The organism is Arcanobacterium phocae (assembly GCF_900105865.1).
GTDB lineage: Bacteria > Actinomycetota > Actinomycetes > Actinomycetales > Actinomycetaceae > Arcanobacterium > Arcanobacterium phocae.
This window is the reverse complement of the sequence record NZ_LT629804.1, coordinates 1,331,087-1,346,983: the sequence shown is the minus strand read 5'-3', so window position 1 is coordinate 1,346,983 and position 15,897 is coordinate 1,331,087. Positions and strand designations below refer to the sequence as shown.

At 50.6% G+C, this 15,897-nt stretch carries 15 protein-coding genes; 1 reads left to right on the top strand and 14 read right to left on the bottom strand.

The genetic code is table 11. The features are described from left to right. From pyrE to BLT51_RS06015, 8 genes are all read right to left on the bottom strand, one after another. Entirely contained in the window at positions 1-645 is a 645-nt protein-coding gene (gene pyrE / locus BLT51_RS06050) for an orotate phosphoribosyltransferase (protein ID WP_091281077.1), read from the bottom strand. After that, on the bottom strand, positions 642-1,340 hold the full coding sequence (gene pyrF / locus BLT51_RS06045; RefSeq protein WP_091281075.1) for an orotidine-5'-phosphate decarboxylase: 699 nt from the start codon (positions 1,338-1,340) through the stop codon (positions 642-644). The genes pyrE and pyrF overlap by 4 nt, the downstream gene beginning before the upstream one ends. Position 1,341: 1 nt before the next feature. Further along, positions 1,342-2,262: a dihydroorotate dehydrogenase gene (locus BLT51_RS06040; RefSeq protein WP_091281073.1), complete on the bottom strand. Its 921-nt coding sequence runs from the start codon at positions 2,260-2,262 to the stop codon at positions 1,342-1,344. Continuing rightward, the gene (locus BLT51_RS06035) at positions 2,259-3,026 is read right to left on the bottom strand and encodes a dihydroorotate dehydrogenase electron transfer subunit (protein ID WP_091281070.1); all 768 of its coding nucleotides are present in this window, start codon (positions 3,024-3,026) and stop codon (positions 2,259-2,261) included. Before BLT51_RS06035 ends, BLT51_RS06040 begins: the two co-directional genes overlap by 4 nt. 3 nt (positions 3,027-3,029) lie before the next feature. After that, positions 3,030-6,221, bottom strand: coding sequence for a carbamoyl-phosphate synthase large subunit (carB, locus tag BLT51_RS06030; protein WP_091281068.1), 3,192 nt, complete (start codon positions 6,219-6,221; stop codon positions 3,030-3,032). A 33-nt stretch (positions 6,222-6,254) separates the two neighbouring features. After that, the gene (locus BLT51_RS06025) at positions 6,255-7,511 is read right to left on the bottom strand and encodes a dihydroorotase (protein ID WP_091281065.1); all 1,257 of its coding nucleotides are present in this window, start codon (positions 7,509-7,511) and stop codon (positions 6,255-6,257) included. Positions 7,512-7,862: 351 nt separating this feature from the next. Continuing rightward, complete coding sequence (locus BLT51_RS06020) at positions 7,863-8,795, bottom strand: hypothetical protein (RefSeq protein ID WP_091281062.1); 933 nt, start codon at positions 8,793-8,795, stop codon at positions 7,863-7,865. 75 nt (positions 8,796-8,870) lie between these two features. Next, complete coding sequence (locus BLT51_RS06015) at positions 8,871-10,460, bottom strand: Na+/H+ antiporter NhaC family protein (RefSeq protein WP_091281058.1); 1,590 nt, start codon at positions 10,458-10,460, stop codon at positions 8,871-8,873. A 173-nt stretch (positions 10,461-10,633) separates the two neighbouring features. Here BLT51_RS06015 and BLT51_RS06010 point away from each other — a divergent pair, with 173 nt between their 5' ends. Continuing rightward, a complete protein-coding gene (locus BLT51_RS06010; RefSeq protein WP_091281056.1) occupies positions 10,634-10,879 on the top strand; it encodes a type B 50S ribosomal protein L31 in 246 nt (81 codons plus the stop codon). Positions 10,880-10,882: 3 nt separating this feature from the next. On the opposite strand, the gene BLT51_RS06005 is transcribed toward BLT51_RS06010, so the two are convergent. From BLT51_RS06005 to BLT51_RS05980, 6 genes are read right to left on the bottom strand one after another with little or no spacing between them, the layout of a single operon-like run. Beyond that, a complete protein-coding gene (locus BLT51_RS06005; RefSeq protein ID WP_157672935.1) occupies positions 10,883-11,809 on the bottom strand; it encodes an alpha/beta hydrolase fold domain-containing protein in 927 nt (308 codons plus the stop codon). A gap of 8 nt (positions 11,810-11,817) precedes the next feature. Next, positions 11,818-13,374: an MFS transporter gene (locus BLT51_RS06000; protein ID WP_091281051.1), complete on the bottom strand. Its 1,557-nt coding sequence runs from the start codon at positions 13,372-13,374 to the stop codon at positions 11,818-11,820. A gap of 15 nt (positions 13,375-13,389) precedes the next feature. Then, complete coding sequence (locus BLT51_RS05995) at positions 13,390-14,004, bottom strand: TetR/AcrR family transcriptional regulator (protein WP_091281048.1); 615 nt, start codon at positions 14,002-14,004, stop codon at positions 13,390-13,392. 38 nt (positions 14,005-14,042) lie between these two features. Continuing rightward, entirely contained in the window at positions 14,043-14,396 is a 354-nt protein-coding gene (locus BLT51_RS05990) for a fluoride efflux transporter FluC (protein WP_091281045.1), read from the bottom strand. Beyond that, complete coding sequence (locus tag BLT51_RS05985) at positions 14,393-14,779, bottom strand: fluoride efflux transporter FluC (RefSeq protein ID WP_091281043.1); 387 nt, start codon at positions 14,777-14,779, stop codon at positions 14,393-14,395. The genes BLT51_RS05990 and BLT51_RS05985 overlap by 4 nt, the downstream gene beginning before the upstream one ends. Beyond that, a complete protein-coding gene (locus BLT51_RS05980) occupies positions 14,776-15,795 on the bottom strand; it encodes a diacylglycerol/lipid kinase family protein (RefSeq protein ID WP_091281040.1) in 1,020 nt (339 codons plus the stop codon). The genes BLT51_RS05985 and BLT51_RS05980 overlap by 4 nt, the downstream gene beginning before the upstream one ends. Between the last annotated feature and the right edge of the window lie 102 nt (positions 15,796-15,897).

Below are 15,897 nucleotides of genomic sequence, written 5' to 3'. Positions count from 1 at the left end.
TTATTCCGCCTTCGTCAGCCACGACTCATCACGTGGATTATCTCGGAAAGCTCGCAAGCGCGGCAGATCTGCACTGGAAATTAGGCCGATTTTTTCGGCTAATTCAATCGCACTGTCGAAGTTCGTCAAGGTGGTCAGCTCGATATTGGCTTCCTGCATCGCTGTTTGTGCTGCCTGCATTCCATAGCTAAAGATGGCGACGATCCCGAGCACATTCGCACCAGCGTCTTGCAACGCACGAACCGTTTCGATCACGGAACCGCCGGTTGAGATCAGATCTTCAACGACGACGACGTTGGCCCCCGGTTCTAATCGTCCTTCAATCCGGTTAGTGCGTCCATGGTCTTTTGCCGAAGAACGCACGTACCCCATCGGAATACCTAGCCGATCTGCCGCGAGCGCAGCATGCGCGATACCGGCGGTTGCTGTGCCCATGAGGACTTCGGCATCGGGGAATGCTTCGCGGATTCGTTGTGCGAGCGCATCTTCGACGATGTTTCGTTGTTGTGGAGCGGTAAGAATCAATCGGTTATCGGTATAGATAGGACTTTTAATTCCGGAGGCCCAAGTGAATGGATCATCTGGACGCAAGAAGACTGCTTGAATGTCAAGCAACGCCTGAGCGACGGTTTGGGCGGTATTCATCGAGTAAACTCCTTAACACAACGGGTATATGCAGCCACTGGGTCAGTAGCTTGGGTGATTGGGCGGCCAACAACAATCATGTCGGCTCCTAGTTCATAGGCTTGGTGTGGGGTAGTGATTCGCCGTTGATCATCCGCGGCACTGTCCACAAACCGAATACCCGGGGTGACTGTGAGGAACGACTTCCCCAGTTTCTCGTGTACTGGCTGGGCTTCTAATGGTGAACATACGACGCCGTCGAGACCACTGTGTTGTGCGTTGGCTGCGTAGCTAGCAACAACGTCAGGCATAGGTTGCGAGATGAGGAGTTCATCTTCAAGCATCTCTTGGCTGGTCGATGTTAGTTGAGTTACGCCGATCAGGAGTGGCCGGGTTCCATCTGAGCGGGTGAGGCCCTCAATGGCGGCTTTCATCATGGTGCTTCCGCCAGCGCAATGGAGGTTTGTCATATCGACGTCGAGCTGAGACAGCACCCGCATTGTTTTACGAACTGTTTGCGGAATGTCGTGGAGTTTGAGGTCGAGGAATATTTTATGTCCGCGGTTTTTCACTTCCCGGACGATCTGTGGTCCACCGGCATAGAACATCTCCATGCCAATTTTGACGAATGGTTTGTCATCTTCAAACAAGTCCAAGAACGTGGTGAGAGTGTGGGCGGAATCGAAGTCACAAGCGACGATAACGTCTCGTGTCATGTTATGAGTCCTTTCGGTGGTGAGTGAGTGAGGCTAGGGTTTGTATCCCGTATCGGTCCATTTCAACTGGTAACTGCTGAATTATTTCTAAGCAGGCGTAGGGATTGACGAGGTTAGCGGTGCCTACTTGGACGGCAGTGGCACCAGCATGCATCATTTCGATGACATCGCGAGCGCTGGTAATTCCACCGATTCCAATCACGGGGATATCGACGGCGTGGGTTACATCCCACACCATTCTTAAAGCCATCGGGAATACTCCCGGGCCTGATACCCCGCCGGTGCGGTTAGCAAGAATAGGCTGTCCAGTGCGTAGGTTCAGCCGCATCCCGACGAAGGTGTTAATCAAGCTGAGCGCATCAGCACCGGCATCCTGGCAGGCTTGAGCAATATGCACTACTGCCCCGCTATTTGGCGATAGCTTCATGATGACAGGTTTTGTTGTTACCTCTTTGATTGCTTGACACACTTGAGCCGCCGATTCGGGCGAGTCGGCAAATGTCTTGCCGCCGTCGTGAACGTTAGGGCAGGAAATATTGACTTCTAACCAGCCAACGTTTTCTTGTGCATCCAGCGCCGCTGTGACCTGCTCGTATTCCGCGAGCGAAAATCCAGCGACGTTTGCCATCACTGGTTTATGGAAATACGTGCGCATCTGCGGCAGTTCATGGGAAATAACTGCGTCCACGCCAGGATTTGCTAGCCCGATAGCGTTGAGCATCCCGCCTGGTGCTTCCGCCACCCGCGGTTGAGCGTTTCCCGAGCGTGGCTGCGCCGTCGTCCCCTTAAACGAGAACGTCCCCAACTGATTAATGTCCCACAGGCGAGCAAACTCGGAACCGAATCCGAACGTGCCCGAAGCACCAATGATGGGGTTGTCGATAGTGATTCCACATAAATCAACCGCGAGTCGATTCGTCATCGTGCTACCTCCCCATCAAAAATCACATCCGTACTGTCAAAGACTGGGCCTTCCACGCATACGCGTTCCAAGCCGCGGACAGTCTGTACAGTGCAGCCTAAGCAGGCACCAAAGCCGCATCCCATATGTGCTTCCAGACTGACCTGAACACGCCCGCGCGAGCGCGCGACGACGGAACGTAACATCCCCTCTGGTCCGCAGGCTAAGACGTGCGACGCATCATCGGGCATAGCGGCAGTCACAAAACCAGCTACCCCGTATGACCCGTCTTCGGTAGCTACCGAAACGTCACAGCCAAGTTCGCGGAAATCTTGTTCGGCATACACGTCATGTGCCGTGCGAAACCCCAGCAGAACGTGCGGCCTGTATCCACGTGCAACTGCGTACTTCGCGGCGAAATAGAGCGGCGGAATCCCTGATCCGCCACCAACAAGAACCGGGTTTGATCCCGCCCCGTCCACGTCAAAACCGTGTCCGAGCGGGCCGAGAACGTCGATCATTGTGCCGGGTGTGACACTGGCAAGTGCCTGAGTTCCAGCGCCTACCTGGGCAACTATCAGTGTTAAGGTGGCGCCGCCGTCGTGCTCATATACCACGTCAGCAATGGCTAACGGCCGGCGCAAGAAGAATCCCGGAATTGTGACATTTACGAATTGCCCCGGCTGCGCAGGTGCAAACGATTCGCATCGTAGCCGCAACCGATAAATTGTTTCTGTCAGCGCAGTATTCTCAATTACGCATGCGTGAACCTTGATGTTTGTCATTAATCAGGCTCCTTGGCGGCGCGGCGCATCGATCGTCGAAACGTTCAAGGTAATTTCTTCGAGCACATCAAGCAACACGTTCACTGTGTCGAGTGAGGTCAATAAGGTAACCGAAAACTCTGATGCCTTCGCTCGGATCTGTGCCCCATCGGACTTTTGGGATGATTCTTCAACGCCTTGCGTATTAATAATGTAGGACAGATGTTGCGCTTCGATCGCATCGATGATCTCAGTTGAGCCTTCTGAGATCTTACTCATCGCATGGGTACGAATACCGTTTTCTTTCAAGTATCGGGCGGTACCCGCAGTAGCCGCAATATTGAAACCAAGATTATAGAACCTGCGGATAAGACCGAGCGCACGCTCCTTATCTTTATCGTCAATAGTCGCCAGCACAGTTCCGTAGTTGAGAAGATTCATTCCAGCAGCTTGCAAGGCCTTATAGAGAGCACGGTTCAGATCGTCGTCGTACCCGATCGCTTCACCGGTCGACTTCATTTCTGGGGAAAGGTAGGCATCCAAGCCTTTGATCTTGTTAAACGAGAAAACTGGAGCCTTGACGAAGAAGCGATCGCGTTCTTCCGGATAGAGGTCGAAGATTCCTTGTTCTTTAAGTGACTCGCCCATAATCGCTCGAGTAGCGATAGCTGGCAGTGCAAACCCCGTGACTTTCGACAAGAACGGGACAGTACGCGAGGACCGTGGATTAACCTCAATAATATAGACCTTGTCGTTCTCGTCCACGATGAATTGGACGTTGAACAATCCGGTGATCCCAATCGCCAATCCCAGTGCCTTCGTATACTTTAAGATCTGTCCTTTGACCTTACCGGAGACCGAGAACGTTGGGTAGACCGAGATTGAATCCCCAGAGTGGACACCGGTGTGCTCCACCAGCTCCATGATTCCGGCAACAAACACATCACGCCCATCACAAATCGCGTCAACTTCGAGTTCTTTTCCAGAGATATATTTATCAACCAGTACCGGTCGATCGACGTCGATATTCAATCCTTGTGACAGGTAGTGACGCAATTGCTGGTCCGAGCCAACAATCCGCATCGCGCGCCCACCCAGGACGAACGACGGACGAACCAACACTGGGTAGCCAACCTGATGAGCCACTGCAAGACCGTCTTCAACGTTGGTCACAGCTTTGCCGGGTGCCTGCGGGATGTTTAGTTCCGAAAGTAATCGTTCAAACTCATCGCGATCCTCGGCCCGGTTAATCGCAGCCAAGGACGTACCCAACAAGTTCACTCCGCGCTCGGCCAGCGGTCCAGCAAGGTTAATCGCGGTCTGTCCACCTAATGACGTGATCACACCGATAGGCTGTTCAAATTCCACAATGTTCATCACGTCTTCTGGCGTTAGCGGCTCAAAGTAGAGCTTATCGGCCGTCGTGTAATCGGTAGAGACGGTTTCGGGATTGTCGTTGATGATGATCGCTTCGTATCCGGCTTCTCGAATCGTCTTAATCGCATGTACCGAGGAATAGTCAAATTCCACTCCTTGACCGATTCGGATTGGTCCAGCTCCCAGCACAATAACCTTTTTACGATCGGTTAGTTGCGATTCGTTGTGGCCTGAGAAAGATGAGTAGAAGTATGGCACATACGCGCCAGACTTCAGCGTATCAACCATGCGGAATGCCGGAACAATTCCCGCATCATGCCGGCGCGAGCTCACCTCATGCTCGGTGGTGTCCCACAGCCGAGCAATCACTGTGTCCGCAAATCCCATCTGTTTTGCTTCGCGCAAAACGTCGTCGTCAGAAATATTCTCCCGTAACCTGTTTTCCATCGCAACGATCGATGCGAATGATTCGAGGAACAGCGGGGTGACCATCGTGGCCCGATGAAGCTCGTCAATACTTGCGCCACGGCGCAGTAATTCAACGATCGCAAACATCGTATCGGAACGGAACTGCGTCACGTAGGCCCACAAGTCGTCGTCGGACATCTGGGCAAACATTGGCATAAAGAAATGGTCGACGCCGATCTCTAAAGACCGTACCGACTTAAGCAAACATTCTTCTAGGTTCGAACCAATTCCCATCACCTCGCCAGTAGCTTTCATCTGCGTGCCTAAGAGGTTAGGTGCATCAGTGAACTTATCGAACGGGAAGCGCGGGAACTTTGCCACTAAATAATCGAGGACTGGATCTTTGCTAGCAAATGTTCCAGCCACCGGAATCTCGTCAAGAGTCAGACCGAGTGCGACTTTCGCTGTCACTCGCGCAATCGGATACCCCGAAGCCTTGGATGCCAAGGCAGACGACCGTGACACTCGTGGATTAACTTCAATGAGGAAGTATTCGCTCGAGGTCGGATTGACTGCGAATTGGACGTTGCAGCCACCTTCGATTTTCAAAGCACGAATCAGTTTGAATGCGGATTCTTTCAGCATCGTTAAATCGGCGTCGCTTAGTGAGAGTGCCGGTGCGACGACGACGGAATCCCCGGTATGCACGCCCACCGGATCAATATTTTCCATCGAGCAGATGCAGATTGTGTTATCCGCACAGTCACGCATCACTTCAAATTCGATTTCCTTATAGCCCAGAATAGACTTCTCGATCAAGACCTGACGGACCGGGGAAAGCTGGAGCGCATTCTGCATCATATCGATGAGTTCAGGCTCATTATGGGCAAAACCGCCACCCGTACCACCAAGGGTAAATGCGGGGCGCAAAACGACCGGGTAACCGATGCGTTTAGCTGCAGCCTTCGCTTCGTCGATTGAATAAGCGATCTCGGAAGCAATCACAGGCTCGCCGATGGATTCACACAGCTCTTTAAACTGCTCACGGTCTTCGGCACGTTCGATTGACTGAGATGGAGTTCCCAAAAGCTGAACTCCGCATTCCGCTAGAATCCCCTTCTTTTCCAACTGCATGGCAAGGTTCAAACCAGTCTGGCCACCGATTCCTGGAACAATAGCATCTGGGCGTTCCTTGCGAATAATCTTGGCAACGTATTCGAGAGTTAACGGTTCCATGTACACACGATCCGCGATTTCCGAATCAGTCATGATTGTTGCTGGATTAGAATTGACCAGAATAACTCGGTAGCCTTCTTCTTTCAAAGCTAAGCAGGCTTGGGTTCCAGCATAATCAAATTCGGCAGCCTGACCGATCACAATCGGGCCAGATCCAATAATAAGTACAGTTTTGACGGTGTTGTTCTTTGGCATTGTTGTTCTCCGTGGTCGTCGTCGTTAATCGTTTTACAGCTCGTGGGTGGTGTAGACAATCGCGTTGTCATAGATAGTCGCTAGGCAACGTCCCGAAACTTCCCAGCCGGTAAACGGCGTGGCCTTGCCGAGCGAAATAAAGTCGTGTGGGTCAATGGTGTAGGTTGCATCCAAATCCCAGATGGTGAAATCGCTGGAGCGCTGAGCAACATTGAAGCGCTCCCGGCCAGCCGTAGTGAATAGTTCGATAGCCCGTTCCAAGGTCACGTGGCCAGTTTTAACAAAGTAGCTATAAAAAAGCGGGAATGAAATCTCAATCCCGACAACCCCAAATGCTGAATGCGCCAAACCACGGCCTTTCTCTTCAGCCGAATGCGGAGCATGATCGGTTGCAATCAGATCAACTGTGCCATCGGTCAATGCCTCGATTAACGCAGCTCGATCAGCTGGCTGACGCAACGGCGGATTCATCTTGAATCGGCCATCGTCGATCAGCATTGATTCGTCAGCCAGCAGATAGTGCATGGCAGTTTCGCAGGTGACATTCAGGCCTTCTGCTTTAGCTTGGCGGATCACATCCGCTGATTCGCCGCACGAAATATGGCAGACATGATAAGCCGGTAAGTAGCCTTCTTCTTTTAGCTCGCGTAACATCTGAATATCTCGTGCAATTTGCAGATATTCCGCTGTTTTAGGAATGCCGATCAGATTATGCTCCGCAGCGTATGGGCCGTCGTTGATACAGGAATTCGCTGGCCGAAGTTCGCCATCTTCAGCATGAACAGCAACGATGCTGCCCGCTTGTGCTAACAAGCGCAACGCATCTTTCATAAGATCTGAATTGTCGACACCATGACCGTCGTCGGAAAACCCAATTACGTGTGGTGCAAGATCACTTATGTCGGCTAACTCAGTGCCAGCTTCTCCCTTTGTGACTGACGCATAGGGAAGAGTTTCAATAACGGCGTCACGGTTAATGAGCTCCTGCTCACGTGCTAAGGTCGTCAAGCTATCTGGCACCGGATCAAGGTTTGGCATAGCACCAACGGTAGTAAAGCCGCCACGTGCCGATGCCCTAGTTCCGGTAGCAATTGTTTCTTTATAGCTTTGGCCGGGCTCTCGCAGATGGACATGAACATCGCAGAAACCTGGGAACACTGCGACATTGGCGGAAATTTCGCCGCTATCTTGTGCTCGATGAATTGTGTCAACGAGGCTAAGCAACTCGGGACAATTATTATCACGTGCATACCGCTCAAATTGAGTGAGCGTTGCGGCAATGTTTGCCATAACTATGCCTTTCACTAGTTCCCTAGGGTAATAAAAAAGCCTTGGTAAAAAACCAAGGCTTCAATAGCAATAAATAACGAATAACGGGAAAAATAATTCCCGGTTTCCACGAAGAAGTTGGGATCCACGAAGAATCACATAACCAACAGAAAGAGCGACGTAGGCGGGTATTGCGTGCTGCCACTTCTTCTCCTTCCAGTGGTTTTTCTTTTTGGGCTGAGGTAACTGTAGCAAGCAGACATCCGCAGAGCAAAACTCATTCCCACACTGTGGTGCTCAATACACCACAATGTGAGATTAAAAGATGTGTGCCCGGTGGCTGGTACCGGGCACACATCTGAATGAGAGCGCTTAGAAGCTCCGCATAATAAGCACATTCAAAATAAACGAGATGATCAACGCAGCGGTTGTCAGGCTGGCATATGGAACTGCCGGCGATTTAGCCATCCGGCCTTCACGGTTGATGCCAACGTAAAGCAACAGTTCGCCAACGATAGAAGCGATGATAATCATGATCGCGACAACCAGGGTTAAGAATGCAGTAAAGCCAGATGCCGGCAGAAGAACAATAATGAACACGATTGGCAGGAACATCAACGCTGGAATGCATGCGACTGTGTAGAGCGTTAGTGCACGCATAAACTGGACAGTCAATCCGCGTACTTTCAGTGTCAGCATAATAGCAAGGGCGCGCATGGAAATAGCCAAGACACTAGTTACTAAGAACAAGATCAATGCATAGAACCACTGACCGAAATTGAGCGAAAAGTAGCTGTAGTGATGATCCAAGATCCCCATCATTATCCCGTAGTAATCGCCTTCAGCGAACGGTCCAAAATTGGATCTTGCCAGCGAAGTAGCGCCCAAGATTCCAGCAGTAAGAATATAAATGCCGAAGGTCACTAGAGCGAATAAGCGCTGCTGGAAAATAGTTGCGAATGTATCGCTAGTCCGGCCGTGCCAGATGTGTCCAAAGACCCGAGGAATATCTTTGAGTGCAAGAATAACTGGGCTTGGCTGGGCTGGCTGTTGTGCATAGCCTTGCGGATAAGCCTGCGGCGGAACATATCCCTGCTGTGGAACAGCTGGCTGTCCCATGTTCGGCTGCGGTGGAACGTATCCCTGCTGTGGAACAGCTGGAGCCTGCGGAGCCTCCGGCTGCGGCGGAACATATCCCTGCTGCGGAACAGCTGGAGCCTGCGGAGCCTCCGGCTGTTGCGGCTCTTGCGGGACTGCCGGCCGATCCGGCTCGGTTGGGTTAAGATTCTCATTGTTCTCTGACATTAGAACTCTTCCTATTCTCGTTAACACCTAGTAAGCAACTTTCACTATACCGGCAATTGTTACCTAGCATGCGGACTAAACGGTTGTTTTCTCACTATCAAGTGGTAAATAAAGGCGAATACAGGTTACACATGCCGAAAGTATGAGCAATGTGACGATCAAACCGATAATACCCGAACCAGTAATAGCCAATCCAATGTAGCCGAGGAAAGCAGATATCGCCCCAAGCAATGCGTATGGTAGCTGTGTAGTTACATGCACAATATGGTTACAACCAGCACCGGTGGACGATAGGATCGTCGTATCTGAAATCGGTGAACAGTGATCCCCCCATACTGCACCAGCAAGTACCGCGCCGAAAGCTGCTAATAGTGCTCCAGAACCGCCTGGAACTGAATTCAAAATATCACCGGCAATCGGTAGGAGAATACCGAATGATCCCCATGATGTCCCAGTAGCGAATGCCATTGCGCCAGCTACAATGAAAATAATTGGGGCTAGCCATAATGCTGGTAGATGGGCAGAGACGACTATAGATCCCAAGTATTCTCCAGTGCCCAATACTGAGATAAGACCACCGAGTACCCAAGCACAGAGCAGTATTTCAATAGCTGGAAGCATAGACTTTACGCCTTCAACAATTCCGGTGACAAAAGTGCGTCCAGTAAAATGTGCGTTGCGATGAGTGTAACGGAAATAATAATAGATCGCAGCTACTAGGCCGCTAAGACCGCCGACATTGAGGGATAAAGCTACGTTTGTATTGGCCAAGATACTGAGCAATCCCCACGAGCCACCTGCCAGATATCCGGTGTAGCCGATGCCTCCAAGCACACCCATAACGAGAAAAACAAATGGAACTATAAGAGCTCTACGTGCGCCAGGCTCGCACTGCGGAAGATTATCAGCTAGCTGCCCAGGAACTGGAGAAGCCGGATCGTACACTTCGCCAGTACTCCGTGCACGACGTTCCTCTTTTCGCATGGATCCAATGTTGAGGTCTAAACCGACGGCCAACCACAACAGTACTATCGCCGCGATTGCATAATAGTTCATTCCAGCAGAACGGATAAAGGCTCCCGCATCCGACACATTGATACCCACAGTGGCAACGATCGGCGCCATGATTCCGATAATGGATGCTCCCCAGGAAGAAAAAGGCGCTAAGACTGCAACCGGTGCTGAGGACGAATCAATTAAGTAGGCTAGCTTGGCACGCGAAATTCGATGTTGATCGGTAACTGGACGAGCAACTTGCCCAACTGCCAACGCGTTGAAATAATCATCAACAAATATCGCGGTTCCCAATCCAGCAGCGAGAGTTTGAGCGCCTCGCCCAGTCCGGATTCGTTGCGCCGTCCAGGTAGAAAATGCGTATGTACCGCCAGCCATTAAAACCAGAGACGTAATGATCCCCAAGACAACGAGGAAAAGGAGGATCAAGATGTAGTAGGAGTTTAGTTCACCTTGATCGGCATTCCAAAAAAGACCCAAAAAAGTTGACCACAATAGTTGGACAGTGGCAAATGGCATACCGTCTGATGCAAAGAACGCTGCCGTGATGATTCCAGCTAGCAACGAGAGGATAACCTTCTTCGTCCAGATCACCAGTACAATCGCAATAAGTGGCGGAACTAAGGTTAAAAATGGATATACCTCAATCATGGACGTCTCCTTTCGTGGTCAAGTTTTAACTAACGCTAAGTTTTGATTACATCACAGTACTAGAGTTCTGTGTTAATAACACCTATCACATTCCATTAAATGAGACACTTATAATTGAGAAAGGTTATCGATAAGGGTAAAGTGTCATCGTTACAATCTTTAAGGAGGATTTCATGAAGAAGGGCATTCACCCCGATTATCACCCGGTAGTATTCCGCGATCGTTCTGCTAACTATACGTTTCTTACACGTTCTACGCTGACGTCAGAAAATACAATTGAGTGGGAAGACGGCAATACGTACCCAGTGATCGATATCGAAGTTTCCAATGCTTCACATCCGTTCTACACCGGTCAACGTCGTATTCTTGACACCGCGGGTCAGGTTGAGAAGTTCAACCGCCGTTACGGGCGCAAGTAGCTTTTACTTGTTTTGTGGCGTATTGGCATTAAGCCAGTGCGCCACATTTTTTATAACCTCATCTACCTGGGGAAGTATTCGTCCGTACTGCATAAATTCGTGTTCTACTCCCAGAATTTCGTCGTAAACGACGTTGCCGGAAGTCCTATCAATCTTGTCAGCCAGAGCACGCGAATCGTCACGCAACGGATCAAATTCTGCCGCCACAAGATAGCTCGGTGGATAGCTTTGTGCTGGAATATCCACTAGGTTCAGAACGTTTCGATTGCCATCTTCAGAAAGTATCGCCTGTTCATAGCTACGCAAATCCGCACGAGACATCCCTTCCATGCTCGAAAACTGGCGCAAAGAAGCAGAATCCGTTAGTCCGTAGGCACCATAAAATAGGGCTAGTCCAGCTATTTTAGACCTGCTTGTGAGGTTCGGTTCGAGATTATCGACGACGACGTCGCCGCTGAGCGCATGACATGTCTGCATCATTAGTGTTGCTCCACAGCTGTCCCCCATCAGGAAAATATGTGGCATACACATTGCTACATGGTTTATGACCGCTGCGGTTTCTTGTATTTGCACTGGATATTTTGATTCTGGCGCGAGGGAGTAATTCACTGAATATATCGGACAGCGACATTCGTGGCTCAGGGCGCGTAAGAGACGATCGTGACTTTGACTATGGCCGACTATCCAGCCACCGCCATGCGCATACACAATGGCTTGAGTTGACGAATAGTTAGCTCCATACAAACTGACGTCTACATTATCTGGCCCAACGTCTATGGATATCCGCGAAACGTGCGGTCCGCCGTCGTTCCACCACAAACGTTTTCGAAGGTAACCGTATCGTATTTCTTCAAGCGTGGTTTTCGGTAATGCAAGTTCCTCACGTATTTCCGATTTTCGCCGGCGAACCTGCTCCATTGCTTCATGCATCGAAACCACTATCGCCGAGCAATTTGATACAACGCAATGGAACAGAATAGTCCGATAACGAGGAATACTCCGCATGAGCCCATGGCTACTGCCTGACCAACGGTGTACCCATCGTGAAGCACAGATAGTAGCTGCGGGTTCCCATCAGACAAACCACTCATGGCGCCACCGACTGATGAAGCTGTTGCATCGGAGAACTTTACTGCTAGATCATGCGGCAGACCTGCATCGACAAGCCGGGTCGGCATATCACGGTTGATAGCGACTGCCAGAGCGGAGCCCGCTAGGGCCACTCCCGTTGCTGAACCAACCTGGCGGAATGTCGATTGAATAGCTGATCCCATGCCAGAAATTTTCACTGGAATGTGTGCGAGAACAACAGATGTAAGTTGCGCAGACGCTAAGCCCATGCCGCAACCGTACATAGCTAGCAAAGCTACTAGCATCCACATATGTATTGCCGGGTCAAGCAAAACGACGACGCCGATGATCCCTAACACTTCGAGGACTAAACCTACGATAACGGTTCGCTCTGGGCCAATACGTTGCGAAATAAAACGTGCTAGACCACCAGAAATAATTCCACCACAGGCCAGCGCAGCAAGTACCCATCCCGTTTCCATCGTTGAGAGTCCACAAACGTTTACTAAGAACAGAGGTAGCCCAAATAGCACGCCGAATTCACCGGCAGCTACTGCAGCCGCAGTGATATTCCCTAACGCAAACGACGGGATGGTAAATAACTGCGGATCTACAAGAACATCTCGAGAGTTTCGCACCTTGTAAAGTTCACGCCCAACGAAGGTAATAAGGAGCAGCATGCCAAAGATCAAGACAAGAGCGGAAACAGAAATGGGTGGATTCAATTCCCAGCTTCCTAGTGAAAGTCCTTGCTTTGGAGTCCACCAACCGTAGGCAGTTCCCTCAATTAGACCAAAAACAATCGCCGCAAATGAAAGCGCGGACATGACGGTAGAAAGTAGTGGTAGGCGTTGCCGAGAAGGCTTATCGGCGCGGGGTAATATACGTAACGCAATTGGCACTGCGCATAGGACAAGAGGCACATTCACCAAGAAAACCCAGGGCCATGAAAATTCAGAGGTAATCCAGCCGCCCACAAGAGGCCCGAGGGCAGCCATTGTCGCCATGGCAGCTCCCCAAATTCCGAAGGCCGCTACTCTATTATTCTTTCGGAATGTTTCATTAATGATAGACAAGGTTGCTGGCAGAACGAATGCGCCGCCAAGTCCTTGTAGAGCGCGTGCCATAAGCAGCACCGGTGCCCCGGTAGCGAATGATGCAATGGCGGAGGCAGCACCGAAGATTACTAAGCCGGAAATGAACATACGCCGATGACTGTAACGATCACCCAATACACCAGATGGCAGTAGAAGCGCGGCAAAAACAACTGTGTACAACGATGACACCCATTGCGCCTGCGTCAAGGACAGTCCCAGATCTGCAATAATAACCGGCAGTGAAACGGCAACAATCGTACCGTCTAAAACTATAAGTGAGACACCAAAGATAAGAATGGCGAGGATGAGTTTATGTGTTTTATCCACGGTGTCATGTCTCCTTCAGAGGCCAAAATTATTTGTTGCCAAAAGCTCAAATGAGTGAGTAACCGCTTCTTGGGCGGCTTGGCGTGGGTCCTTATTGTCGTTTTCTCGCACAGCTACCAGAGCAAGCCGAAGTACTTGGTCACCGATTCCGCTAAGCAATTCCACTGCAATTGGATCGTCTTGGTTAAGCCGTTGTTGAAGATTTATCCGCAAGGCATTGTTATGGGCTTCATAGGCAGACCGATGCGGAATATCCGCCGGAGCCGATGAAGAGTGGACCAATCGGGTAAGAATCCATTCGGAGCGCGCTACCAAATCAAGATCATCACAGTCCGCAATTGTCTTAGCTACTGCTTGAGCAACTGCTCGCCATGCAGTAATACTCATCGACGCATTGAGGACATGAGCAATATAGCGCGAGCGGTAGACGAATAAAGGCTCGAGCAGCACTGTAATTTTTGTAGGGAAATGATTGAAGAATGTACGTCGCGATATGCCTGCTTCTTGCGCGATATCGTCAATAGAAACCGAATCAATGGATTCAGCTTTAGTCACCAAAGCAATGGCAGATCGAACGATGCTGTCTGCGGTTTCTTGGCGTTTTGATTCTCGTCGGGTACATTCACTCATAACTGCACTCTAGTACATAATTGCATTGGAGTGCAAAATTAACGGAACAGATCCCCTAAAAGTGTTCCTAAAAATACACTGCAAACACTTAAGACACACATGGCTACCATGTAACCGACCGCGTATCCTGCTCGCCTAGCAAGCAGCAACCGCCCTGTTTCCACACTCGCGGTACTAAAAGTTGTAAATCCACCGCAAAATCCAGCACCAAGGACGGCTGATATCAGCGCTCCAAAGCCACCAGAAATAATCGCGCCAAGGAAAACCGCGCCAATAACATTGATCACTGCAGTTGACCACAACCCGCTAAACCCCAGTCGCTTGAGCCAGGTATCTGTCCAGTAACGTGCCACTGCACCCAATCCACCGGCAATAGCAATTAGAGCAATCATACGTGCCGCCTCCGGTTTCCCAGCCACAGCCCACATAGCGCTAAGCCGGCGCCTAGGATTAACTGGCTACTAGCAAAAATAAGGCCAGCTATCGGGGCCGTTTCGCCTATCTGGACAACGTCTACCGCAAATGTAGAATACGTCGTAAACCCACCTAGCAGGCCAGTTCCAAAGAAAAGCCGGCCCTCCGCCGTCGTCAACCACGCCCCGGTGTACCGCTCACTGTATCCGTAAAGGCAACCAAGCAAAAAACTACCAAAGGCGTTAATCAGATAGACAGCCCACGATCCTGACATCGGAAAAACCTGAATAAGAGACCAGCGCAAGAACACCCCAGCCAAACCGCCGCAGAAGACTAAAGCCGAGGTACGAACAGCGGTCATTCTTGCACCCCTGGCACTAATCGAGCAAGCGTCACGGCACTAGGAATGTTCTTAATATCCACGGCGTCGCTTTCATAAATAAGCCCATCAATGTTCCATAGCAGGGACTCACCGTCGATCCGCTCCACATGTAGATCGACAATCTCATCCATATGTGCAACCGGGCTCTCGGTATGCGATCCATCCCGATATTTAGCTAAAAGACGCCCAATTCCAAGTAATGACAAACTGTCGGAATACAAGAAATCAGCGTGTGCATCGTCTAAAAGTGCATCTGGCAACGGCTGATAACCACCCCCATACATGCGCCCGTTACCTACCACAAAAACGGTACATGCTTGTTCGATTTGATGGTGTTCACCAGCTATATCATGGTACGAAAACGCCAATGGCACTGACTTTTCGCGCCACAACGTACGCGCTACGCCAAGCCCATAAGCTGAGCTCCCTAAAGCCCGGAAACGCCGCTGCACACGCATCGCCTCACGAAGAACTTCGGTATCATATCCGAGCGAAAACACGTTTGCACAGTACAGGTCATTGACCTGCAACACGTCGATCGGGGAAAACTCCACGTTCTTCGTTGCCGAAATAAGAGACAATGCGTCACGATAACCAACATCTTCGCCGTACAAACTACGAGCAAAATCGTTACCGGTCCCCATCGGGATCACACCGAACGCGCAATCTTTACCGGCCAGCGCCTGAACAACTTCGTTCACGGATCCGTCGCCACCGGCTACGTAGCAAACTCCTTTGTCGCCCCAAAACTCGTTCCATTCAGCAGCAAGTTTTTGGACATGGTCCGGCCCGCGGGTCAACGAGATTGTTACCCTGCCAGCTTGGCGCCGATCCCCACCCAGTTCGGAGTGAGTTGCGTGCGGGTAGCAGGAACGAATTGCTTGAGCCAAAGCATGCGCATTACCCTTCCCAGCCCCTCTGCTGAGAATAAAACGAATGTACGGACGCTGGCTCGCATCTTGCGTTCCAGATAACAAAAACGGTGAGTGGTCCATATTGCTGAGTCTATTGCTACAGGCATACAGTTGCCAGTTATGCCCATGGCACTAGCCGTACCACTTAGCATCAAAAAATGACCAAATACTTACGCCAAGTAT

Bases quoted from the DNA above. Each gene is read 5' to 3' on its own strand.
- BLT51_RS06035 (WP_091281070.1), bottom strand. From the start codon at position 3,026: ATGACAAACATCAAGGTTCACGCATGCGTAATTGAGAATACTGCGCTG.
- BLT51_RS05980 (WP_091281040.1), bottom strand. From the start codon at position 15,795: ATGGACCACTCACCGTTTTTGTTATCTGGAACGCAAGATGCGAGCCAG.
- BLT51_RS06025 (WP_091281065.1), bottom strand. From the start codon at position 7,511: ATGGCAAACATTGCCGCAACGCTCACTCAATTTGAGCGGTATGCACGT.
- BLT51_RS06040 (WP_091281073.1), bottom strand. From the start codon at position 2,262: ATGACGAATCGACTCGCGGTTGATTTATGTGGAATCACTATCGACAAC.
- BLT51_RS05990 (WP_091281045.1), bottom strand. From the start codon at position 14,396: ATGATTGCTCTAATTGCTATTGCCGGTGGATTGGGTGCAGTGGCACGT.
- carB (WP_091281068.1), bottom strand. From the start codon at position 6,221: ATGCCAAAGAACAACACCGTCAAAACTGTACTTATTATTGGATCTGGC.
- BLT51_RS05995 (WP_091281048.1), bottom strand. From the start codon at position 14,004: ATGAGTGAATGTACCCGACGAGAATCAAAACGCCAAGAAACCGCAGAC.
- pyrE (WP_091281077.1), bottom strand. From the start codon at position 645: ATGAATACCGCCCAAACCGTCGCTCAGGCGTTGCTTGACATTCAAGCA.
- BLT51_RS06010 (WP_091281056.1), top strand. From the start codon at position 10,634: ATGAAGAAGGGCATTCACCCCGATTATCACCCGGTAGTATTCCGCGAT.
- pyrF (WP_091281075.1), bottom strand. From the start codon at position 1,340: ATGACACGAGACGTTATCGTCGCTTGTGACTTCGATTCCGCCCACACT.
- BLT51_RS06005 (WP_157672935.1), bottom strand. From the start codon at position 11,809: ATGCATGAAGCAATGGAGCAGGTTCGCCGGCGAAAATCGGAAATACGT.
- BLT51_RS06015 (WP_091281058.1), bottom strand. From the start codon at position 10,460: ATGATTGAGGTATATCCATTTTTAACCTTAGTTCCGCCACTTATTGCG.
- BLT51_RS06020 (WP_091281062.1), bottom strand. From the start codon at position 8,795: ATGTCAGAGAACAATGAGAATCTTAACCCAACCGAGCCGGATCGGCCG.
- BLT51_RS05985 (WP_091281043.1), bottom strand. From the start codon at position 14,779: ATGACCGCTGTTCGTACCTCGGCTTTAGTCTTCTGCGGCGGTTTGGCT.